Here is a 21474-nt window from a genome sequence, read left to right as displayed (position 1 = left end):
ATCCTTGGCGCTATGAGCGACGGGTGCGCCCAGGGTTGCGGCTCCGCGGCGGCCGACGTGGCAACCACCCGACGCCGGGACGCCGAATGGGTTCGGGCGGCGCGCTGGGCGCGCCGGCTGGCGTGGGTGAGCCTGCTCTGGATGTGCGCGGAGGGCGCCCTGGGCCTGTGGCAAGGGTTCACCGCCGGGTCCGTCTCCCTGATCGGCTGGGCGCTCGGCAGCGCGGTCGAGGGACTGGCCAGTGTGATCGTCGTCTGGCGGTTCTCGGGCTCACGCACGCTGTCGGAGACCTCCGAGCGGCGGGCGCAGCGCGGGGTGGCCATTTCGTTCTGGCTCATCGCGCCCTACATCGCGTTCGAATCGGTCCGCAACCTGCTTTCCGGGGCCCGCCCCGAGACGACGGTGATCGGGATGGTGTTGACCGCCGTTGCGCTCGTGCTGATGCCGCTGCTGGGCTGGGCCAAGCGCGCGCTCGCCAGGCGCCTGGACTCGCGGGCCACCGCCGGGGAGGGCACCCAGAACTATCTGTGCGCCGCGCAGTCCGCCGCGGTGTTGCTGACGCTGGCCGTGATCGCCGTGTGGCCGGGTGGCTGGTGGCTGGACCCGGTGGTGGGGCTCGCGATCGCCGGCGTCGCGGTCCGGGAGGGTGTCGAGGCGTGGCGGGGCGAGGATTGCGGATGCTGACGCACGCTCCAAAACGGCGTCACCGCAAACGTTTTGGCCCGGACAACCGCTGATGCCACGAGTCTGCGTGGTCGGCAGCGTGAACATGGACGTGTCGCTGCGCGTCGAAGCGCTTCCGCGCCCCGGCGAGACGGTGCTGGCGTCGGAGTTGGCCTACGCGCCGGGCGGCAAGGGCGGCAATCAGGCGGTGGCGGCGGCCCGGGCGGGCGCGCGGGTGCAGTTCGTGGGGGCCGTCGGCGACGACCCGGCCGCCGAGCGGTTACGCGCGCACCTGCGGGACAACGGCGTGGGATTGGACGCCACGGCCGAGGCGCCGGGTTCGAGCGGCACGGCGATCGTCGTCGTCGACGCCGACGCCGAGAACACCATCGTGGTCGCGCCGGGCGCCAATGGGCGACTGTCGCTGGACGGCGCCGCCGCACGAACGGCCATCGCCGGCTGCGACGTCTTATTGACGCAGTTGGAAATTCCGGTGGCGGCGGCGGTTGAGGCGGCGCGGCAGGCTCGCGCGGCGGGGGCGGTCGTCATCGTCAACGCCTCGCCGGCCGGCCAGGACCGGGGCTCGTTGTCCGACCTTGCCGCCCTGGCCGATGTGGTGATCGCCAACGAGGCCGAGGCCCGCAAGTGGCCCTGGCGACCCGCTCACCTGGTCACCACGCTGGGCGCGCGCGGCGCCCGGTACGCGGGCGTCGACGGCGAGTTCGTGGTGCCCGCGCCCGCGGTGACGGCGGTGGACACCACCGGGGCCGGGGACGTGTTCGCCGGTGTGCTGGCCGGAAGCTGGCCGCCCAACCCGGGCACGCCCGCCGAGCGGCTGCAGGCGTTGCGGCGGGCCAGCGCCGCGGGCGCGCTGGCGACGCTGGTCGCCGGCGCCGGGGACTGCGCGCCGGCTGCCGACGCCATCGACGCGGCGCTCGAATCACTGGCCTGACCTGCGGTTGGCAGTAGTTGGCAGCGTCTGGCGTCGATCTGGCAGTGGTCAGCGGGCAGCGTCGGAGGCGTTCAAGCCATCGACGAAAGGAACATCATGTCCGCCACCACGATTGACCGCACCGGCACCCGCGACGGCCTGCTTCGCCTTGCCATGCGTGCCGACGCCGCCATCAGCGGACTGGTCGGTCTGGCCGGTATCCCGCTGGCCGGCCGGCTCGCCGAGCTCTCGGGCACGACGAAGGGGTTCGAGTACGCCATGGGCGCGTTCCTGATCGGTTACGGCGTGGTCGTGTTCGCGCTCGCCGCGCGGCCGTCGGTCCTGCGCGCCGGCATGGCCGTCATCATCGCCAACGTGGCGTACACGGTGGCCGCCGTCGTGCTGGTGCTCACCGACGTCTTCCCACTGACCTCGGCGGGCGTCGCCTTGAACCTGGCGGCCGGCGCCTACACGCTGGTGTTCGCCGAGCTGCAGTACCAGGGCTGGCGCCGCGCGCGGGCGTGAGCGGACGCCCGGGGGCCCGTCCGGCGCTGCGGGGCGGGCCCGCAACGCGCTATTCCTCGGGGATCTGCCGCTCGATTTCGTCGAGCCAGATGCGGGCGGACATGTCCGACGGGGCACGCCAATCGCCGCGCGGCGACAACGCGCCGCCGTGCGACACCTTCGGGCCGTTGGGCAGCGCCGAGCGCTTGAACTGACTGAACGAGTAGAACCGCTGCACGAAAACGCCCAGCCAGTGCCGAATCTCCTTCAGCGAGTAGGTCGGTCGCTTTTCCTCGGGAAATCCCGGCGGCCAGTTGCCACGGTCGGGGTCGCTCCACGCGTGCCAGGCCAGGAACGCGATCTTCGAGGGCCGGAAGCCGAAGCGCAGCACGTGGAAGAGTGAAAAGTCTTGCAGCGCATAGGGACCGACCTTGTCCTCGCTGCTCTGCAACTCTTCCTCTTCGCCGCTCGGAACGAGCTCCGGGGAGATCTCGGTGTCCAGCACCGACTGCAGCACGTCGGTGACGTCGGTTTCGAACTGACCGGACGAGATGACCCAGCGAATCAGGTGCTGGATCAGCGTCTTGGGGACGCCGCCATTGACGTTGTAGTGCGACATCTGGTCGCCAACCCCGTACGTCGACCAGCCCAGCCCCAGCTCGGAGAGGTCACCGGTGCCGAGCACGATGCCGCCGCGCTGGTTGGCCAGCCGGAACAGGTAGTCGGTGCGCAGGCCGGCCTGGACGTTTTCGAAGGTGACGTCGTAGACCTTCTCGCCGCGCCCGAACGGGTGGCCGATCTCGGCGAACATCAGCTTCGCGGTCTCGGTGATGTCGATCTCCTCGAACGTCACACCCAGGGCGCGGCACAGCTCGATCGCGTTGCGCTTGGTCCGATCTCCGGTCGCGAAGCCGGGCAGCGTGAACGCCAGGATGTCGCTGCGCGGCCGCTCTTCCCGGTCCATCGCGCGGGCCGCGACGATCAGCGCGTGCGTCGAGTCCAGGCCGCCCGAGATCCCGATGACGATCTTCGGATAGTCCAGGGCCCGCAGCCGCTGCTCGAGCCCGGAGACCTGAATGTTGTAGGCCTCGTAGCAATCCTGTTCCAGCCGTTCGCGGTTGGCGGGAACGAACGGGAACCGCTCGACGTCACGACGCAGTCCGATGTCGCCGCCCGGCGGGTCCAGCCGAAAAGCGATGCGCCGGAACGATTCGGCCGGCCCGCGGTGGTGACGCCGGTTGTCGTCGAACGTCCCCATGCGCAGCCGTTCCGAGCGCAGCAGGTCGAGGTCGACGTCGGCCACGCTGCGTCGCTCCCCCTTGGGGAAGCGCTCGGAGGAGGCCAGCAGTTCGCCGTTCTCCCACACCATGGTTTGCCCGTCCCACGCCAGGTCGGTGGTCGATTCGCCCTCGCCCGCGGCCGCGTACACGTAGGCGGCCAGGCATCGCGCCGATGCCGAGCGGGCCAACAGGCAGCGGTCCTCGGCCCGGCCGATCGTGATGGGGCTGCCGGACAGGTTCGCCAGCACCGTCGCGCCCGCCAACGCCGCCTCCGCGCTGGGCGGGATCGGCACGAACATGTCCTCGCAGATTTCGACGTGCAGCGCGAAGTCGGCGATGTCCGACGCGGCGAACAACAGGTCCGGGCCGAACGGAACCTCGGCGTCGCAGATCCGGATGGTGCCGCGCTCGTCGTCCCCGGCCGCGATCTGGCGGCGCTCGTAGAACTCCCGGTACGTGGGCAGGTACGACTTCGGCACCACCCCGAGGACCGTGCCGCGGTGGATGATCACCGCGGTGTTGTAGATGCGGTGCCGATAGCGCAGCGGGGCCCCTACGACCAGCACCGGCAGCAGATCGCTGGAGGACGCGACGATGGTCTCGACGGCGGCTTTGACGTCGTCGAGCAACAGGTCTTGCATCACGATGTCCTCGATGGAGTACCCCGACAGCGTCAGCTCCGGGAACACCGCCACCGCGACGCCGTCCTCGTGGCACTCTTGCGCCAACCGTAAGACCGACTCGGCGTTGGCCGCCGGATCGCCGATCGTGGTGTGATGGGTGCACGCGGCGACCCGGACAAAGCCCTGGCTGTAAGCGTTGTAGAAGTCCATCGCCCTTCCATTGTCGCCTGACCGGTGTCAACCCGTGGCCGCCGGGTATCCCCTCCATCATGAGCGATACGGCCGTGGTGGTGGTCGACATGATGAACACCTATGAGCATCCCGATGCTGAGGACCTAATACCCAATGTGGCCAAGATCATCGACCCCTTGGCCGATTTGATCCGCCGCGCACGCGAATCCGACGAGGTCGACCTGATCTACGTCAACGACAACTACGGCGACTTCGCCGCCCAGTTCTCCGACATCGTCAGCGCCGCGCTGGACGGCGCGCGACCCGATCTGGTCAAGCCCATCGTTCCCGCCGGCGACCTCCGGGTGATGACCAAGGTGCGCCACAGCGCCTTCTACGCGACCGCGCTGGCGTACCTGCTCAACCGGCTGGAGACCAAGCGGCTGATCATCGCCGGGCAGGTCACCGAGCAGTGCATCCTCTACACCGCGCTCGACGCCTACGTGCGCCATTTTCCCGTCGTGATCCCGACCGACGCCGTCGCCGGCATCGACGCCGAATTGGCCGAGGCGGCGTGCAAGATGATGGAGCAGAACATGTCCGCGGAGCTCACCACGGCCGCGGAGTGCCTGGGCTAGGGTCCGTACCCTGGATGGGGTGACCAGCCGCCGCGCCGAAGCTCCGGAACTGGTCGCGCTGCTCGCCGGCCGCCGGATCGCGGTGCTGACGGGCGCGGGCCTGTCCACCGATTCCGGGATTCCCGACTACCGCGGGCCCGATTCACCGCCGAGCAATCCGATGACCATCCGCCAATTCACGTCGGATCCGGTGTTCCGCCAGCGCTATTGGGCGCGCAACCACGTCGGCTGGCGGCACATGGACGACACCCAGCCCAACGCCGGGCACCGCGCGCTGGCGCGACTCGAGCGCGCCGGTGTGGTGAGGGGGGTGATCACCCAGAACGTCGACCTGCTGCACACCAAGGCCGACAGCCGCAACGTCGTCAACCTGCACGGCACCTACGCGCGGGTGGTCTGCCTGAGCTGCGGCTACACCATGAGCCGCGCGGCGCTGGCCGACCGGCTCGAAGCGCTCAACCCGGGCTTCATCGAGCGGGCCGAAGCGGTCGGCGGCCTGGCGGTGGCCCCCGACGCCGACGCCGTCGTCGGCGACACGGCGTCGTTTCGCTACCTCGACTGCCCGCGCTGCGGCGGCATGCTCAAGCCGGACATCGTCTACTTCGGCGAAAACGTCGCCAAAGACGTTGTCGCTCAAGCATATTCACTCGTCGATGAGGCCGATGCCCTGTTGGTCGCCGGCTCGTCGCTGACGGTCTTCTCCGGCTACCGATTCGTGCGGCACGCCGCCGCGCTGGGCACGCCGATCGCGATCGTCAACCGCGGCGAAACCCGCGGCGATGAGCTGGCGACGGTCAAGGTCGACGGCGGTTGTTCCGAGCTACTGACCCTGTTGGCCGACGAATTGTCGCCGCTGGCAACGCGTTAGAACGTGCAGGGCATGCTGCGGACGGCGTGCACGAAATTGCCCGCCACGTAGGTCGGATCGCCGGCCTCGATGCCCGGCAGCTGCCGCAGCAGCTCGCCGAAGATCGCCCGCAGCTGCGCCCGGGCGACGTGCGCCCCGAGGCAGAAGTGCACGCCGCCGCCGCCGAAGCCGACGTGCGGGTTGGGGCTGCGGCCCAGGTCCAACCGTTCCGGATGATCGAACGTCTCGGTGTCCCAGTTGCCCGACGGGTAGAACATCACCACCTTCTCCCCCGCCGCTATCTGCTGGCCGCCCAACTCGAAATCCGTTGCGGCCGTGCGGCGGAAGGTCATCACCGGGGAGGCCCACCGGACGAACTCCTCGACCGCCGTGCCGATCCGGTTGTCGAAATCCTCCAGCAACCACGCCCGCTGATCACCGAAGTCGGTGAGCGCCTTCATTGCGTGGCTGGTCGTTTGCCGGGTGGTGTCGTTGGCCGCCACGGAAAGCAGCACGAAGAAGGCGGCCACCTCGGCGTCGGTCAACCGCTCACCGTCGACCTCGGCGTTCACCAGGCCGCTGATCAGGTCGTCGCCGGGATGCTCGCGGCGCTGGGCCGCCAGCTCCCCGGCCACCTGGTGCACGTAGGTCTGGTTCTCGAACAACACCTCCATCGGGTGGCGGCCGTCGAGGTAGGCCGGGTCGGCCCAGGACACCATGGCGTCGGTGGCGGCCGCCATGTGCTCACGCTCGGATTCGGGGATCCCGACCATGTCCGACAACGTGCGGATGGGCAGCTCCTTGGCGCAGTGGTCGACGAAGTCCGCCCCGCTGCCGGCGGCCCGCAGCTCTTCCACGATGGTGCGGGCGTTGGCCCGGATCGAGTCCTCGATGCGGCGCACCTGGCGCGGGGTGAACGCGGCGCTGACCAGCTTGCGCAGCTTGGTGTGCCGCGGCGGGTCCATCGCCAGGAACGACTGGGACGCTTCGAGCAGCTCCACCGGGATGTTCTCGAACATCACGCCCCGCCCGGACAGGAACACCTCGTTGTTGCGGCTGACCGCGACGATGTCGGCGCGCCGGGTGATGGCCCAATAGCCGGGGTCCGCGGGATCGGGCATCAGGGCGTCTTCGACCGGCGGGTGCCAGCTCACCGGCCGCTCGGCGCGCAGCACGGCGAACGACCGTTCCCGCTCGGCCGCGGTCGTCGCCCAGAACGCGCGGGAGGACAGGTCGATGGGGTCGTAGGGGCGGCCGGGCTGCTCGGTGCCCGACTTTCCGGTCAGCACGGTCATGATGGTCCTCCGTCGCGTATGACCCCGGTCACAAATCCGCCTGTGACACTATTCCTAGACAGGATGTCTAGTCAAGTTGTCGAAGCACGGTCTATGCTGGGAGAATGCCATCGGTCACCCGCAAGCCGCAGGCCAACCGCGAACAGGAACGCCAGCAGCGGCGCGAGCAGATCGAGCGCCGGTTGCTGGACGCCACCGAGCGGCTGATGCGCGACGGCGCCAGCTTCACCGAGCTCAGCGTGGACCGGCTGTCGAGCGCGGCCGGCATTTCCCGCGCGAGCTTCTACATCTACTTCGAGGACAAGGGCCACTTGCTGCGTCGCCTGGCCAACCAGGTTTTCGGCGACCTCGCCGACAGCGCGGAGCGCTGGTGGGCGGTGGCCGGGCGCCACGATCCCGGTGACGTCCGCGCCGCGATGGACGGCATCATCGCCAGCTACCGTCGGCACCAGCCGGTGCTGGTCGCGCTCAACGAGATGGCCGGATACGACCCGCTGGTCGCGGCGACCTACCGCAACCTGCTGACCGCGGTCACCGGGCGGATGGCCCGGGTCATCGAGGAGGGCCAGGCCGATGGCTCGATCCGGCCGGAGCTGCCGGCGACCACCACGGCCGGCGCGCTGACCTGGATGGTCGAGCGGGCCTGCCAGCAGGAGCTCCCGGTGAAGCCACCCGAATACGACCCGGAACTGGCCGCGACGTTGGCCGAGATCGTCTGGGGTGCGCTCTATCTCAAGCCCGTGCGCTGATGCGCCCGCGACAGGACGAGGACAAAATGGGAACCATGACCACCACCAAACCCAACGTGTGGCAATACATCGGCTACTCGTACGGGCGCTGCCTGCCCAGCTCGATGCGCGACTGGGTCGCCAACGATCTCGCCGGCAAGGGAGCAGTGCGCCGGCACATGATCCGGTGGGCCATCCCGCCGCTGTTCGTCCTCGCACCCTTTTGGCTGCTGCCCGCTTCGCTGTATGTGCACACCGAGATGACGGCGCCGCTGTACATCTGGGCCCTGCTGATCACGCTGGCGTTGAACAAGGTGTGGCGTCGGCACCGGCTCGCCCAGCACGGGCTCGACCCGAACATGGTCGACGTGCTCAAGAACAAGAAACAGGCGCGGATGCACGAGGATTACGCGCGCCGGTTCGGGCCGCGCCCGGAATCGGCGGCGTGGCAGGACAACAGCAACCCGTTCACCTGACCCGGCTCAGACCGCCACCAGGTCGTCGGCGTGCACGGCGGGCCGGCGCAGCTCGCCCGGCAGCTCGGAGGTCGACCGGCCGATCATGGTCGCCAGTTCGGCGGCGTCGTAGGCCACCACGCCCCGGGCCACCATGGCCGCGTCCGGTCCGCGCAGTTCGACGACGTCGCCGGCGTAGAACCGGCCCGCCACCGCGGTGATCCCGGCGGCCAGCAGCGAGCGGCGCTGGGTCACCACCGCGCGCACGGCGCCCTCGTCGAGGGTCAGCACCCCGGCGGCCTCGGCGGCGTAGCGGACCCAGAAGCGCCGGGCCGACATCCGCGCGGGTCGTGCGGCGAACACCGTGCCGACCGAGGCGTCGGTGAGGGCGGTCGCGGCGTCGTCCGCGGCGGCCAGCAGGACCGGCACCCCGGCGTCGGCGGCCAGCAAGGCCGACGACATCTTCGACACCATCCCGCCGGTGCCCAGGTCGCTGCCCGGGCCCGCGACGACACCGGACAGGTCCGCCGCGCCGGACACTTCCGCAATGAATCTCGCGCCCTTGGTTTTTCGCGGATCGGAGTCGTACAGGCCGTCGATGTCGGAGAGCAGCACCAGGGCGTCGGCGCCGACGAGGTGAGCCACCAGCGCCGAAAGCCGATCGTTGTCGCCGAACCGGATCTCGTTGGTGGCCACCGTGTCGTTCTCGTTGACGATCGCGACCGCGCGCAGGGCGCGCAACCGGTCCAGAGTGCGCTGGGCGTTGGTGTGCTGGGCCCGCATCGAGATGTCGTGCGCGGTCAGCAACACCTGCCCCACCGTACGGCCGTAGCGGGCGAACGCCGCGCTCCACGCGTTCACCAGCGCGACCTGCCCGACGCTGGCCGCGGCCTGCTTGGTCGCCAAATCCTTGGGGCGCCGGGTCAATCCGAGCGGCTCGATACCGGCGGCGATGGCGCCCGACGACACGATGACGACGTCGGTGCCCGCCTTCATCCGCGACTCGATGGCGTCGGCGAGCCCGGCCAGCCTCCCGGCGTCGAACACACCGGCCGCCGTCGTCAGTGCGTTGGTCCCGACCTTGACGACCAGGCTGCGCGCGGTCCGGACGGCTTCGCGATGCGCACTCACGACCGCTCACCGGGGTCGTCGCCGCGCTCTCGGCGCTGCCGCCGGGCCGCCTTGCGCTCGGCGGCGCCGGTGCGTTCGCTGCGTTCCAGCCGAACGTCCGTGCCCCTGCCGGACATCGCAACGTGTTGTCCCGCAGGCGTTTGCGGCTCCCAGTCGAACGTCATGTCCCCGATCGTCACGGCGCAGCCGGGTTGCGCGCCGAGGCGCAGCAACTCCTCCTCGACCCCCAACCGGGCCAGTCGATCGGCGAGATAACCGACGGCCTCGTCGTTGTCGAAGTTGGTCTGGCGGACCCATCGCTGCGGCCGGGCGCCGGTGACGAGGAAGCCGCCCTCGCCGTCCGGCTCTACGGCAAAGCCGCTGTCGTCGACCGGGACCGGACGGATGACCGGGCGCCGCGGCACGATCGCCGGCCGGGCCGCGTTGTACTCCGAGATCATCCGCCACAGCCCGAATACCAAGGGCTGCAACCCTTCTCGAGAGACCGTCGATACCAGGTACACCGGCCAGCCGCGCTCGGCGATCTCGTCGCGGACGAACTCGGCGAGTTCGCGCGCCTCTGGCACGTCGATCTTGTTGAGCACCACCGCCCGGGGCCGTTCCGCGAGATCTCCCAGCGTCGTATCCCCTTGCAGGGTGGGCTTGTACGCGGCGAGTTCGGCCTCCAGCGCCTCGATGTCGGAGATCGGGTCGCGGCCCGGCTCCGCCGTGGCGCAGTCGACGACGTGCACCAGCACCGCGCAGCGCTCGATGTGGCGAAGGAAATCCAGGCCCAGGCCGCGGCCCTGGGAAGCGCCGGGGATCAGGCCCGGCACGTCGGCGACGGTGAAGGTGTGCTCACCCGCCGACACCACGCCCAGGTTCGGCACCAGCGTGGTGAACGGGTAGTCCGCGACCTTGGGTTTGGCGGCCGAGATCGCCGACACCAGTGAGGATTTGCCGGCCGAGGGAAACCCGATGAGGCCGGCGTCGGCGACGGTCTTGAGTTCGAGGGTCAGGTCCCGCGTTTCGCCCTGCTCGCCGAGCAGCGCGAAGCCGGGGGCCTTGCGGGCGCGCGACGCCAGCGCCGCGTTGCCCAGGCCGCCACGGCCGCCGGCCGCGGCTTCGAAACGGGTGCCCGCGCCGACCAAATCGGCCAGCAGCCGGCCGTTTTCGTCCAGCACGACGGTGCCGTCGGGGACTTTGACTTCCAGGTCCGCACCGGCCGCGCCGTCACGGTTGTTGCCCATCCCCTGCTTGCCCGACGGCGCGGTGACGTGCGGGTGGAAGTGGAAGTCCAGCAGGGTGTGCACCTGCGGGTCCACGACGAACACGATGCTGCCGCCGCGGCCGCCGTTGCCGCCGTCGGGACCACCCAGCGGCTTGAATTTCTCGCGATGGACCGACGCGCAGCCGTTACCGCCGGAGCCCGCACGCGCGTGGATGACGACGCGATCGACGAACCGGGGCATCGAGGGTCCTCCCAACCGCCCGACGTGTACTCACTGCCGAATTCGGGATGATTCTCAGCGGTGAGCGCACGCTCGCGGTGGTCAGTCGGCGGTCTGGCCGGCCGCGACGATGTTGACGGTCTTGCGTCCGCGCTTGACGCCGAACTCGACGGCCCCCGCCGCCTTGGCGAACAGCGTGTCGTCACCGCCGCGCCCGACGTTCACGCCGGGGTGGAACTTGGTGCCACGCTGGCGAACGATGATTTCGCCGGCCTTGACGATCTGGCCGCCGAATCGCTTCACGCCCAGCCGCTGGGCTGCGGAATCGCGACCGTTGCGCGAGCTGGAAGCGCCCTTCTTGTGTGCCATGTCTGTGGTCTCCGCTCAGTCTTGTCTGTTCTTCGCCTGACGGCTCATCACTTGATTCCGGTGACCTTCAGGACCGTCAGCTGCTGACGGTGTCCCTGACGCTTGTGGTAGCCGGTTTTGTTCCTGAACTTGTGGATGCGGATCTTCGGGCCCTTGGTGTGCTCGAGCACCTCGCCGGTCACCGCGACCTTGGCCAGTGCGGCGGCGTCGGTGGTCACCTTCGCGCCGTCCACCACCAGGGTGACGGGCAGCGACACGTTCGCGCCCGGGTCGGAGTCGAGCTTCTCGACCTTGACCACGTCCCCGACGGCGACCTTGTACTGCTTGCCGCCCGTCTTGACGATTGCGTAGGTCGCCATCGTTGCTCCTGCCTTCTTTCCTCTGCTCAGCCGCTTGGCCGGCGCTTCGCGCGCGAGCCACCGGCGGTGCGCGTGGTGGGTCTTGGTTGCGGGTCCGCGCCGACTGCCCGGGAGTCCCGCCGTCACCGGCCAAAGCCCAACCGGCCTGGCGACAACTGTCCTAGGGTACTTGACCAGCGGCTACAGGGTCAAACCGGGTCAGGTCAGTCCGCGTGGATGGGAGGGCCGGCCGGCCTGCCCGCCGCGCGGCGCCGACGCGGACGCCCGAACGCCGGCCCGCCGTCTCCGCCGTCGGAGTCGGAGTCTTCGGAGTCGTCGTCCTCGACGTCCAGGTCGTCGTCGTCCATCTCGAGGTCGTCGTCGTCATCGCCGAGGTCTTCCTCGTCGTCGATGTCCTCGTCCTCGTCCTCGTCGTCGGCCTCGTCGTCCTCGTCGTCGAGCTCGTCGTCTTCGTCGGTGTCGTCATCGCTGTCGTCGGACTCCTCGAAGTCCTCCTGCTCGGTGTCCTCGGTGTCCTCCACGTCGGCCAGGTCGCGCCGCTTCTGCTCGTCGAGCTCGTCGGTGGCTTCCACGGCGGATTCGTCGGATTCCTCGTCGGCACGGCCGGTCTGCCCGGGGCCGCCGGCGGCCATGGCCTTGAACATCGGGTGCTCGCCCGGGGCGTGCGCGGGCACCTTGGCCACCACCGGCTCCTCGGCCCGGTTCTTCTTCGAGCGCCTGCCGCGGCGTCCACCGCCCTCGGACTTGCGCCCGTTCGACGGCGCCGAGTCCACCGGGTCGGTGTGCAGCACGATCCCGCGGCCGCCACAGTGCGTGCACGACGTCGAGAAGGCCTCGATCAGCCCGGTGCCCAACCGCTTGCGGGTCAGCTGGACCAGTCCCAGCGACGTCACCTCCGACACCTGATGGCGGGTGCGGTCCCGGGCCAGCGCCTCGGTCAGCCGTCGCAAAACCAGGTCGCGGTTGGACTCGAGGACCATGTCGATGAAGTCGATGACCACGATGCCGCCGATGTCGCGCAGCCGCAGTTGCCGGACGATCTCCTCGGCCGCCTCCAGGTTGTTTTTGGTGACGGTCTGTTCGAGGTTGCCGCCGGAGCCGGTGAACTTGCCGGTGTTGACGTCGACGACGGTCATGGCCTCGGTGCGGTCGATCACCAGCGTGCCGCCCGAGGGCAGCCACACCTTGCGCTCCATCGCCTTGGCGAGTTGCTCGTCGATGCGATGCACCGCGAACACGTCGGGGCCCGGCTGACCCTCCGGCCCGCTGGGTGGCTCGTACTTGTTGAGCTTCGAAACCAGGTCGGGCGCAACGGAATTCACGTATTCGGTGATGGTGGTCCACGCCTCGTCGCCGGAGACGACCAGGCCGGCGAAGTCCTCGTTGAACAGGTCGCGGATGACCTTGACCAGTACGTCCGGCTCTTCGTAGAGCGCGACGGCGGCTCCGGCGGCCTTACCCGTGATCTCCGCCGCCTTGGCCTCGATCTGCTTCCAGCGCTCCTGTAGGCGGGTGACGTCGTTGCGGATGTCGTCCTCTTTGACGCCCTCGGACGCCGTGCGGATGATCACCCCGGCGTCGGACGGGACCACCTCGCGCAGGATCTCCTTGAGCCGCTGCCGTTCGGTGTCGGGCAGCTTGCGGCTGATCCCGGTCGACGACGCGCCGGGCACGTAGACCAGGTAGCGGCCGGCCAGCGACACCTGGGTGGTCAGTCGGGCGCCCTTGTGCCCGACGGGATCCTTGCTGACCTGGACCACGACGTAGTCGCCCGGTTTGAGCGCCTGTTCGATCTTGCGGTCCGACCCGCCCAGCCCGGCGGCTTCCCAGTTGACCTCGCCGGCGTAGAGCACGCCGTTGCGGCCGCGGCCGATGTCGACGAACGCCGCCTCCATCGAGGGCAGGACGTTCTGCACGATCCCGAGGTAGATGTTGCCGACCAGCGAGGCGGAAGCGGCCGACGTCACGAAGTGCTCGACGACGATGCCGTCCTCGAGCACCGCGATCTGGGTGTACCGCGCCCCCTGATGCGGCGGCTCGCTGCGGACCCTGTCGCGCACGACCATGATCCGTTCGACGGCCTCCCGGCGCGCCAGGAATTCCGCCTCGGTCAGCACCGGCGGGCGGCGCCGCCCGGCGTCGCGGCCGTCGCGGCGCCGTTGCCGCTTGGCCTCGAGGCGGGTGGAGCCGTCGATGCCTTTGATCTCGGCGTTCGACGAGCCGTCGCCGCCGTTCTTGCCGTTGCGGGGCGGCCGCTCGTGCACCACCGTGTTCGGCGGGTCGTCCGGGGACGGCGATTCGTCGCCATCGTCGCCGCCCGCACCCGACTTGCGACGCCGGCGCCTGCGGCGACGGCGGTTGCCGCCCTCCGCGGAACCATCGTCACCGGCGTCGGAGTCATCGGAGTCGTCGGAGTCGTCGTCCTCGGCGTCGGCGTCGGCGTCGGCGGAATCGTCGCGGCCGGCCTTCTGGCCCCGCTGCTGCGGCTCGTCGTCCTCACCGCCGTCTTGACTGTCGGATCCGCCCTGCTCACCGCGGCCGCGGCCCCGGCCACGGCGCCCTCGGCGGCGGCGCCGGTTGGCCGGCCGATCGGCCTGCTCGTCGTCTTCGTCGTCGGCGTCGGAATCGTCGGAGTCGGAGTCCGAATCGGAGCCCTCGTCGGCGCTTGCGTCGTCCTCGTCTTCCGGTATCGGCTGCGGGGCGACGAACAGCGGCATGTAATGCGGCCGCTCGGTAGCGGTCTCCAGCATCAACCGGGATTCGGGTTCCTCGGCCGCGGCCTCGGCGTTTGCAGCGCTCGCGGCGTCGGCGGCGCTTTCGGCGCCGCCGTCGGGCTGGGCGGCCAGCAGATCGCGCACCCGGACGGCGTCGTCGCGGTCCACGGTGGAGTGCGCGCTGCGCACCCGCCCGTCGAGTGCGCTCAGCGCGTCCAGCACCCGCTGGCTGGTGGTTCCCAGCGTTCGTGCCAGCGAATGAACTCTCAGGCGGTCCGGCAGTTCGTCGTGCCCGGTCGGCTCTTCGGATGACTCTGCAGATGGTGCACCGTCTACCACGTATTCTCCTCAAGCCCCCGGGCGCGTCCTTGCGACGCGGCCACGCGAGGGCTTCGCTATGGGTCCGGGTGGCTTCCCGGACTTGTGATGGTCTCGCCCCGAGCGGTTCGCGGGGAACGCACTCGGCGCCGTGCTGAATGATGGCCTGACATGCCGCGCACCAACGCCGGTGGCGATGATCGCGCTTGTCTAAGTCTTCATTCGGGTGTCCGACACCGGTCCGGCGACGTTCACCCTCCGTCAGTATCCCACATCACTCGGCGAGCCAAGCCGCCCCCGAGCAAACCGGCCGTCAGCGCGCCGTTAGCTGGGTCGCTAGGCGTCGGGAAACCAGAGCGCGATTTCGCGCTTTGCGGACTCCGGCGAGTCCGACCCGTGCACGAGGTTGAACTGGGTCTCCAGCCCGAAATCGCCCCGAATGGTGCCGGGCGTGGCCTTCTCGACCGGGTCGGTACCGCCCGCGAGCTGCCGAAATGCGGCAATCGCGCGCGGTCCCTCGACGATCGCCGCCACCACCGGTCCCGAGGTGATGAACTCCAGCAGGGATTCGAAGAACGGCTTGCCTTCGTGTTCGGCGTAATGCGCGGCGGCCAGGTCCCCGCCGACGCGCCGAAGCTCCAGCGCGGCGATGGTCAGGCCCTTCCGCTCGATGCGGCTGATGATTTCCCCCACCAGCTGCCGCTCGACGCCGTCCGGCTTGATCAGTACCAGGGTCCGTTCGGTCACGGCGGACAGCGTACAGAACCGGGCGCCGATCGGCCGGGCGGCGACCGGGCCCTACGGCTGCCGGCGCCGCACCTCGGCCCGGAAGTACGCGATCAAGGCCCACAGGCCGGTGAACAGCACCCCGATGAATCCCACGCCCGGGTACACCGCGAAGCCGGCGAGCAGGAGCAGCTGAGCGGCCAGGTTCACCCAGATCGCCCAGGGTTTGCGCTGCACCCCGCCCAGCACGATGAGCAGCCCGGCCACGCTGACCAGGTAGCCCAGGGACACCGAGGTCAGCCCGCCGCCGACCGCACTCACCACGGGGATCGCCAGCAGCACCACGATCGCTTCCAGGAGCAGCGTGGCGGCCATCACCGCGCCGAAGCTGCGCCACGGGTCGGCCGGCGGGGTCGGGTCTTCCTCGGTCATTCCGGATCACGACCGAACAGGGTCCGCGCCGCCCCGGCGGTGACGACCGAGCCGGTGATGACGACCCCGGTGCCGGAGAAGGCCCCGGAGAAGTCGGAGGCCGCCCCGTCCGTCGCCGCGTCGTCGACCAGCGCGGTGGCGGCGTCGATGGCGTCGCGCAGGTTCTCGGAGGTGTTGACCCGCTCGGGTCCGAACCGCGCCGCGGCCGCCACCGCGAGCGAGTCGACGTCGAGCGCCCGCGGGGACCCGTTATGGGTCACCACCACGGCGTCGAAGGCCGGCTCCAGGGCGGCGAGGATGCCGTCCACGTCCTTGTCCGCCATCACGCTGAGGACGCCGACCAGGTATCGGAAGTCGAATTCGTCGCCCAGCGTCTGCGCCAGCGCGGCCGCGCCGGCCGGATTGTGGGCGGCGTCGATGAACACGGTGGGCGCGCTGCGCATGCGTTCGAGCCGGCCGGGGCTGGTGACGGCGGCGAAACCGGCCCGCACCGCCTCGACGTCGAGTTGCCGCTGCGCGCCGGCGCCGAAGAAGGCTTCCACGGCCGCGAGTGCCACCACCGCGTTGTGGGCCTGGTGTTCCCCGTGCAGCGGCAGGTAGATGTCCGGGTACACCCCGCCGAGGCCCTGCAGTTCGAGCACCTGGCCGCCGATCGCGATCTGGCGGCCCAGGACCGCGAACTCCGATCCCTCGCGGGCCACCGCGGCGTCGGCGCGCACGGCCTGGGCCAGCAGCACCTCCATCGCTTCGGGCGCCTGCCGGGCGATGACCGCGACGGTGTCGGGTGCGCCCTCGGGCGCTTTGGTGATGATGCCGGCCTTTTCGCCGGCGATGCCGGGAAGGTCGCCGCCGAGGTATTCGACGTGGTCGATGCCCACGGGCGTGATGACCGCCACCGGCGCGTTGATCACGTTGGTGGCGTCCCAGCGCCCGCCCATGCCGACCTCGACCACCGCAACGTCGACGGGCGCGTCGGCGAACGCCGCGAACGCCATCGCCGTCAGCACCTCGAACTTGCTCATCGCCGGGCCGCCCGCGTCCTGCGACTGGGCGTCGACGATCTGGACGAACGGTTCGATCTCCCGGTAGGTCGCCACGTATTGGGCGGGGGTGACCGGCCGTCCGTCGAGGGCGATCCGCTCGACCGCCGATTGCAGGTGCGGGCTGGTGGTCCGCCCGGTGCGCTGGTGCAGCGCGGTCACCAGCGCGTCCACCATGCGCGCCACCGAAGTCTTTCCGTTGGTGCCGGCGATGTGGATCGAGGGATAGGCCAGTTGCGGTGAGCCGAGCAAGTCCATCAGGGCGCTGATCCGGGTCAGGCTCGGTTCGAGCTTCGTCTCCGGCCAGCGCTGATCCAGCAGGTGCTCGACCTGCAGGAGCGCGGCGATCTCGTCCGGGGTGGGCGCCAGGCCCGTGGCAGGTGCCCAGTCGGGCTGCTCGGACGTCATTGCAGCGCAGCCAGCCGGGCGTTGATGCGCTCGGTCTCCTCCCGGGCCACCCGCTGGCGGTCCCGGATCTTGTCGACGACGTTCCGCGGGGCCTTGCCCAGGAAGTCCTCGTTGGCCAGTTTGGCGGTGGTGGACGCCAGCTCCTTCTGCGCCGCGGCGAGGTCCTTCTCCAGGCGGCGGCGTTCGGCGGCCAGGTCGATGGTGCCCGAGGTGTCGATTTCGACGACCATGGTGTTGGCGCCAACCCGAACCTCAAGGGACGCAGAGGGATTGAAATCCGGACCCGGGGTGGTCAGCGAGGTCAGGGCCATCACCTGTGCGCTCAAGTGGCCGCCGCCGGCCAACTGGGCCGGCACCTTCTGCCGATCGGCCAGCCCCTGATCGCTGCGGAACCGGCGGACCTCGGTGACGAGCCGCTGCAAGTCGTTGACGCGTTGCGCGGCAACGGCATCCAGCGCGATGCCGGACGGCGCCGGCCAGTCGGCGATCACCAGCGACTCCCCGCCGGTCAGCGCCTGCCACAGCGCCTCGGTGACGAACGGGATGACCGGGTGCAGCAGCCGCAGCAGCGTGTCCAGCACCGCGGCCAGCACGGCGGTGGTGTGGGTGATCCCCTCGGACAGCTGTGTCTTCGCCAATTCGACGTACCAGTCACAGAATTCGTCCCAGGTGAAGTGGTAGAGCGCCTCGCAGGCCCGGCTGAACTCGTAGACGTCGAACGCCGAATCGACCTCGGCACGAACCTCCTCCAGCCGTCCCAGGATCCAGCGGTCCTCGTCCGTCAGGTCGGCGAGATCGGGCAGCGGCGCCGGGCGCGCACCGTTCAGGAGCGCGAACCGGGTGGCGTTGAACAACTTGGTGACGAAACTGCGCGACGCGCGGACGGCGTCCTCGCTGACGGCGAGGTCACCGCCGGGGCTGGCGCCGCGGGCCAGCGTGAACCGCAGCGCGTCGGCCCCGAACGTTTCGACCCAGTCCAGCGGGTCGATGACGTTGCCCTTGGACTTGCTCATCTTGCGGCCGAATTCGTCGCGGATCAGGCCGTGCAGGAACACATCGGTGAACGGCACCTGCGGGGAGCGACGGCCGTCGAGCGTGATCGTGTCGTCGCCGCCCACGTAGGTGCCGAACATCATCATCCGGGCGACCCAGAAAAACAGGATGTCGTATCCGGTCACCAAAACGCTTGTGGGATAGAACTTTTCCAGCTCTGGAGTCTTTTCCGGCCAGCCCAACGTGGAGAACGGCCACAGGGCCGACGAGAACCAGGTGTCCAGCACGTCCGGGTCCTGCTCCCAGCCCTCCGGCGGCGTCTCGTCGGGCCCGACGCACACCTGTTCGCCGTCCGGCCCGTACCAGATCGGGATGCGATGTCCCCACCAAAGCTGCCGGGAGATGCACCAGTCATGCATGTCGTCGACCCAGGCGAACCAGCGTGGCTCCAGGCTGGCGGGGTGAATGACGGTGTCCCCGTTGCGAACAGCGTCACCGGCGGCCTTGGCCAGCGATTCCACCCGCACCCACCATTGCAGCGATAGCCGCGGCTCGATCGGCTCGCCGCTGCGCTCGGAATGGCCCACGCTGTGTAGGTAGGGTCGTTTCTCCTCCACGACGCGGCCCTGCCCGGCCAGCGCCTCGCGCACCGCCACCCGGGCCTCGAAGCGGTCCATGCCGTCGAATTGCGTTCCGGTGTCGACGATTCGGCCCTTGGTATCCATGATCGAGATCATCGGCAGCTGGTGCCGCAGCCCGATCTCGAAGTCGTTGGGGTCGTGCGCCGGGGTGACTTTGACCGCGCCAGTACCGAATTCGGGGTCGACGTGTTCGTCGGCGACGATGAGGAGCTGACGGTCCACGAAGGGGTGCGGCAAGGTGGTGCCCACCAGGTGGCGGTAGCGCTCGTCGTCGGGATGGACCGCAATGGCGGTGTCGCCCAGCATCGTCTCGACCCGGGTGGTGGCGACCACGATGTGGGGTTGCGAATCGTCGAGCGAGCCGTAGCGGAACGACACCAGCTCGCCTTCGACGTCGAGGTAGTTGACCTCGAGGTCGGAGATCGCGGTCTCGAGCACCGGGGACCAGTTGACCAGCCGCTCGGCCTGATAGATCAACCCGGCGTCGTAGAGCCGCTTGAAAATCGTTCGCACCGCCCGCGACAGGCCCTCGTCCATGGTGAACCGGTCGCGGCTCCAGTCCACCCCGTCGCCCAGCCGGCGCATCTGGCCGCCGATGGCGCCGCCGGACTCCCGCTTCCAGTCCCACACCTTGTCGACGAACAGCTCCCGGCCGAAGTCCTCTTTGGTCTTCCCGTCGACCGCGAGCTGCCGTTCCACCACGCTCTGGGTCGCGATGCCCGCGTGGTCGGTGCCCGGCTGCCAGAGCACCTCGTATCCCTGCATCCGCTTACGACGGGTCAGGGCGTCCATCATGGTGTGTTCGAGCGCGTGGCCCATGTGCAGGCTGCCGGTGACGTTCGGCGGGGGCAGCACGATCGAGTAGCCGGGCTTGGCGCTGGCCGCGTCGGCCTTGAAGTAGCCCGCGTCGAGCCATTTCTGGTAGATCGCGTCTTCGGCGGCAGCGGGATCCCACGACTTGGGCAGGTCGGTGGCGGGGCTGCGGCTGGCGGTCACCCGTCAATTCTAGGGAGCGCCGCTCACCTGAATGTAAGTGCCCAAACTGCAGGTGAGCCGGGTCACTTCCCCAGCCGGTCGACCTGCAAGGTCACACCGGCGGCGGGGAACCTGTCCAGCAGCGCGTCACCCATCGCGGCCGCGGGCGTGAGGACGCCGCGCAGCGCCGACAGCTTGTCACGGTCGAACGCGAGCGCAAGGGCGCACTCCCCCAACAGCACCGCGGTCGCCTTGTAACCGGGATCGCCGCGTTGCTCCATGCGTGCGACGTACCGCGCGCCGGTGGTCGTGGTGGTGTAGGTCTCGATCCGGTAGTAGCCACGCTCGCGCGCCGCCTCACTCGGCCCGGTACCCGGCTTGGGCAGGATGCGTTCCAGCAGCTTGCGGGGCAGCAGCCGGAAATAACGGCTGCCCAGTTCCATGCCGGCGTTGCCCACGCCGCTCAGGACGGCGGATCCCACCGGCGCCAGGGGCGACGAGCCCAGGCTCAGGCTTTCGCTGTACCGGAACTGCCTGCCGTAGGCCCAGTCCATTAATGCGTTGCTGCGCCGCACGATTCGGGTGTTGACGGGCGCCATCATGAATCCGCCGGTCCACACCCCGGCCAGTTCGGGCGCGATGTCACTGCCTCGACGCCAGGGCAGGTCGGGCTGGCGGCCCAAATCCGGTTCGGCGGCGCGATCGGTGCTCAGGGTGTACGGATCCGAGAGCCGGCGACGCTCGTCGGCATCGCGCGACGCCGTGTCCAACACTTCCAGCAGCGACGCGATGGTGCCGCCCGACAGCCCGCCGGACATGGAGCGCACGACGAAGTCGGTGCGGGCCAGTTCCCCCGCACCGTCGCCGCGGGCCGCGAGGTACAGCGCGTACACGGTGAGATCCGAAGGAACGGAGTCGAATCCGCAACAGTGCACGATGCGGGCGCCGGTGTCGGCGGCCTGCTTGTGGTAGGAGTCGATGCTGTCGCGGATGAACGGCGGCTCACCGGTCAGGTCGGCGTAGTCGGTGCCCGCGGCGGCACAGGCGGCCACCAGCGGCAGCCCGTAGCGGGTGTAGGGCCCGACCGTGGTGATGACGACCTGGGTGCGGGCCGCCATCTCGTTGAGCGTCGAGGGCGATGAGGCGTCGGCGGTGACAAGCGGCCAGGACTGCGCCGACTCGCCCAGGGTGTCCCGGACCGCGCGCAACCGCTCGGTTGACCTGCCGGCCAGCGCGACCCGCGTGCCGGGCGCCGACCGCGCCAAGTATTCGGCGGTCAACTTCCCGACGAAGCCGGTCGCCCCGTACAACACGATGTCGAATTCGCGCGGCGTTGCGGTCACGGGCCCGACGCTACCCCTCCCACAAATAAGTAGTGCCGGGCCCGTGGCCCGGCACTACTTATTACTGCGTTGTCCGATGATCAGCCGCGACGCCCGCAGACCGGCCAAGCGCCGATGCCCTGCGAGTGCAGCACGTTCTCGGCCACCCGGATCTGCTCCTCACGGCTCGCGTTCTGGGGCGAACCGCTGCCGCCGTTGGCGTGCCAGGTGCTCGAGGTGAACTGCAGGCCACCGGAGAAGCCGTTCCCGGTGTTGATTCCCCAGTTACCACCCGACTCGCACTGCGCGATGGCGTCCCAGTTGACGCTGTACGCCCTCACCGGCGGGGGCGGCGGCACGTCCGGGCCCGGAGGCGGCGGCACGTTGGGGTCGAAGGCCGCGGGGGCCGGCGGCGGCGCGTCCGGCGCCGGGGGGATCCGCCGTCCTGAGCGGCGTGGGCAACGCCGGCATGGAACTGGGC

The 21474-nt window shown here is 69.8% G+C and carries 20 protein-coding genes; 7 read left to right on the top strand and 13 right to left on the bottom strand.

Annotated features, from left to right (window positions below):
- Positions 1–12 precede the first annotated feature (12 nt).
- The 3 genes from A5680_RS16145 (at position 13) to A5680_RS16135 (ending at position 2119) form a co-directional block, all read left to right on the top strand.
- A complete protein-coding gene (locus A5680_RS16145; protein ID WP_067821028.1) occupies positions 13–684 on the top strand; it encodes a cation transporter in 672 nt (223 codons plus the stop codon).
- Positions 685–736: 52 nt separating this feature from the next.
- On the top strand, positions 737–1615 hold the full coding sequence (locus A5680_RS16140; protein WP_067821025.1) for a ribokinase: 879 nt from the start codon (positions 737–739) through the stop codon (positions 1613–1615).
- Between the two features lie 96 nt (positions 1616–1711).
- Positions 1712–2119 carry a hypothetical protein gene (locus A5680_RS16135; RefSeq protein WP_055400095.1) on the top strand — a complete coding sequence of 136 codons (408 nt, stop codon included), beginning with the start codon at positions 1712–1714 and terminating at the stop codon, positions 2117–2119.
- A 49-nt stretch (positions 2120–2168) separates the two neighbouring features.
- Here the strand turns inward: A5680_RS16135 and A5680_RS16130 are convergent, their stop codons facing one another.
- Positions 2169–4211, bottom strand: a complete 2043-nt coding sequence (locus tag A5680_RS16130; RefSeq protein WP_067821022.1) for an NAD(+) synthase — start codon at positions 4209–4211, stop codon at positions 2169–2171.
- A 59-nt stretch (positions 4212–4270) separates the two neighbouring features.
- Between A5680_RS16130 and A5680_RS16125 the strand changes: the two genes are divergently transcribed.
- Both A5680_RS16125 and A5680_RS16120 read left to right on the top strand, forming a co-directional pair.
- The gene (locus A5680_RS16125; RefSeq protein WP_067821018.1) at positions 4271–4810 is read left to right on the top strand and encodes a cysteine hydrolase family protein; all 540 of its coding nucleotides are present in this window, start codon (positions 4271–4273) and stop codon (positions 4808–4810) included.
- Positions 4811–4829: 19 nt separating this feature from the next.
- Positions 4830–5678: an NAD-dependent deacetylase gene (locus tag A5680_RS16120; protein ID WP_067821015.1), complete on the top strand. Its 849-nt coding sequence runs from the start codon at positions 4830–4832 to the stop codon at positions 5676–5678.
- On the opposite strand, the gene A5680_RS16115 is transcribed toward A5680_RS16120, so the two are convergent.
- Positions 5675–6952: a cytochrome P450 gene (locus tag A5680_RS16115; protein WP_055400103.1), complete on the bottom strand. Its 1278-nt coding sequence runs from the start codon at positions 6950–6952 to the stop codon at positions 5675–5677. The genes A5680_RS16120 and A5680_RS16115 overlap by 4 nt on opposite strands.
- A gap of 104 nt (positions 6953–7056) precedes the next feature.
- On the opposite strand from A5680_RS16115, the gene A5680_RS16110 reads away from it, so the two are divergent.
- Both A5680_RS16110 and A5680_RS16105 read left to right on the top strand, forming a co-directional pair.
- Positions 7057–7701 (top strand): TetR/AcrR family transcriptional regulator, encoded by a 645-nt coding sequence (locus A5680_RS16110; RefSeq protein ID WP_067821012.1) that lies wholly within the window; start codon positions 7057–7059, stop codon positions 7699–7701.
- A 35-nt stretch (positions 7702–7736) separates the two neighbouring features.
- Entirely contained in the window at positions 7737–8156 is a 420-nt protein-coding gene (locus A5680_RS16105) for a DUF5313 domain-containing protein (RefSeq protein WP_055400184.1), read from the top strand.
- 6 nt (positions 8157–8162) lie between these two features.
- Here A5680_RS16105 and proB read toward each other — a convergent pair whose 3' ends face one another.
- From proB to A5680_RS16050, 11 genes are all read right to left on the bottom strand, one after another.
- Positions 8163–9266: a glutamate 5-kinase gene (gene proB, locus A5680_RS16100; RefSeq protein WP_067821009.1), complete on the bottom strand. Its 1104-nt coding sequence runs from the start codon at positions 9264–9266 to the stop codon at positions 8163–8165.
- Positions 9263–10717: a GTPase ObgE gene (gene obgE / locus A5680_RS16095; protein ID WP_067821006.1), complete on the bottom strand. Its 1455-nt coding sequence runs from the start codon at positions 10715–10717 to the stop codon at positions 9263–9265. The genes proB and obgE overlap by 4 nt, the downstream gene beginning before the upstream one ends.
- Positions 10718–10798: 81 nt before the next feature.
- A complete protein-coding gene (rpmA, locus tag A5680_RS16090; protein ID WP_055400110.1) occupies positions 10799–11065 on the bottom strand; it encodes a 50S ribosomal protein L27 in 267 nt (88 codons plus the stop codon).
- 47 nt (positions 11066–11112) lie between these two features.
- The gene (gene rplU, locus A5680_RS16085) at positions 11113–11424 is read right to left on the bottom strand and encodes a 50S ribosomal protein L21 (protein WP_007169506.1); all 312 of its coding nucleotides are present in this window, start codon (positions 11422–11424) and stop codon (positions 11113–11115) included.
- A 203-nt stretch (positions 11425–11627) separates the two neighbouring features.
- Positions 11628–14477 carry an Rne/Rng family ribonuclease gene (locus A5680_RS16080; protein WP_082970394.1) on the bottom strand — a complete coding sequence of 950 codons (2850 nt, stop codon included), beginning with the start codon at positions 14475–14477 and terminating at the stop codon, positions 11628–11630.
- A gap of 315 nt (positions 14478–14792) precedes the next feature.
- Positions 14793–15203 (bottom strand): nucleoside-diphosphate kinase, encoded by a 411-nt coding sequence (gene ndk, locus A5680_RS16075; protein ID WP_067821003.1) that lies wholly within the window; start codon positions 15201–15203, stop codon positions 14793–14795.
- 51 nt (positions 15204–15254) lie between these two features.
- The gene (locus A5680_RS16070; RefSeq protein ID WP_067821001.1) at positions 15255–15614 is read right to left on the bottom strand and encodes a DUF4233 domain-containing protein; all 360 of its coding nucleotides are present in this window, start codon (positions 15612–15614) and stop codon (positions 15255–15257) included.
- A complete protein-coding gene (locus tag A5680_RS16065; protein WP_067820998.1) occupies positions 15611–17062 on the bottom strand; it encodes a folylpolyglutamate synthase/dihydrofolate synthase family protein in 1452 nt (483 codons plus the stop codon). The genes A5680_RS16070 and A5680_RS16065 overlap by 4 nt, the downstream gene beginning before the upstream one ends.
- Positions 17059–19692, bottom strand: a complete 2634-nt coding sequence (locus A5680_RS16060) for a valine--tRNA ligase (RefSeq protein ID WP_067820995.1) — start codon at positions 19690–19692, stop codon at positions 17059–17061. The genes A5680_RS16065 and A5680_RS16060 overlap by 4 nt, the downstream gene beginning before the upstream one ends.
- Positions 19693–19754: 62 nt before the next feature.
- Positions 19755–21014: a trans-acting enoyl reductase family protein gene (locus A5680_RS16055; RefSeq protein WP_067820992.1), complete on the bottom strand. Its 1260-nt coding sequence runs from the start codon at positions 21012–21014 to the stop codon at positions 19755–19757.
- An 80-nt stretch (positions 21015–21094) separates the two neighbouring features.
- The coding region (locus A5680_RS16050) for a transglycosylase family protein (protein ID WP_304442369.1) at positions 21095–21474 on the bottom strand (380 nt) is incomplete at its 5' end.

The organism is Mycobacterium sp. E2989, assembly GCF_001667595.1.
In the GTDB taxonomy this organism is placed as follows: Bacteria; Actinomycetota; Actinomycetes; order Mycobacteriales; family Mycobacteriaceae; genus Mycobacterium.
This window is presented reverse-complemented; position numbering and strand designations above follow the sequence as displayed.

Coding starts and splice junctions, on each gene's coding strand:
- A5680_RS16145 (WP_067821028.1), top strand. CDS start 13: ATGAGCGACGGGTGCGCCCAGGGTTGCGGCTCCGCGGCGGCCGACGTG.
- A5680_RS16140 (WP_067821025.1), top strand. CDS start 737: ATGCCACGAGTCTGCGTGGTCGGCAGCGTGAACATGGACGTGTCGCTG.
- A5680_RS16135 (WP_055400095.1), top strand. CDS start 1,712: ATGTCCGCCACCACGATTGACCGCACCGGCACCCGCGACGGCCTGCTT.
- A5680_RS16130 (WP_067821022.1), bottom strand. CDS start 4,211: ATGGACTTCTACAACGCTTACAGCCAGGGCTTTGTCCGGGTCGCCGCG.
- A5680_RS16125 (WP_067821018.1), top strand. CDS start 4,271: ATGAGCGATACGGCCGTGGTGGTGGTCGACATGATGAACACCTATGAG.
- A5680_RS16115 (WP_055400103.1), bottom strand. CDS start 6,952: ATGACCGTGCTGACCGGAAAGTCGGGCACCGAGCAGCCCGGCCGCCCC.
- A5680_RS16110 (WP_067821012.1), top strand. CDS start 7,057: ATGCCATCGGTCACCCGCAAGCCGCAGGCCAACCGCGAACAGGAACGC.
- A5680_RS16105 (WP_055400184.1), top strand. CDS start 7,737: ATGACCACCACCAAACCCAACGTGTGGCAATACATCGGCTACTCGTAC.
- obgE (WP_067821006.1), bottom strand. CDS start 10,717: ATGCCCCGGTTCGTCGATCGCGTCGTCATCCACGCGCGTGCGGGCTCC.
- rpmA (WP_055400110.1), bottom strand. CDS start 11,065: ATGGCACACAAGAAGGGCGCTTCCAGCTCGCGCAACGGTCGCGATTCC.
- rplU (WP_007169506.1), bottom strand. CDS start 11,424: ATGGCGACCTACGCAATCGTCAAGACGGGCGGCAAGCAGTACAAGGTC.
- A5680_RS16070 (WP_067821001.1), bottom strand. CDS start 15,614: ATGACCGAGGAAGACCCGACCCCGCCGGCCGACCCGTGGCGCAGCTTC.
- A5680_RS16065 (WP_067820998.1), bottom strand. CDS start 17,062: ATGACGTCCGAGCAGCCCGACTGGGCACCTGCCACGGGCCTGGCGCCC.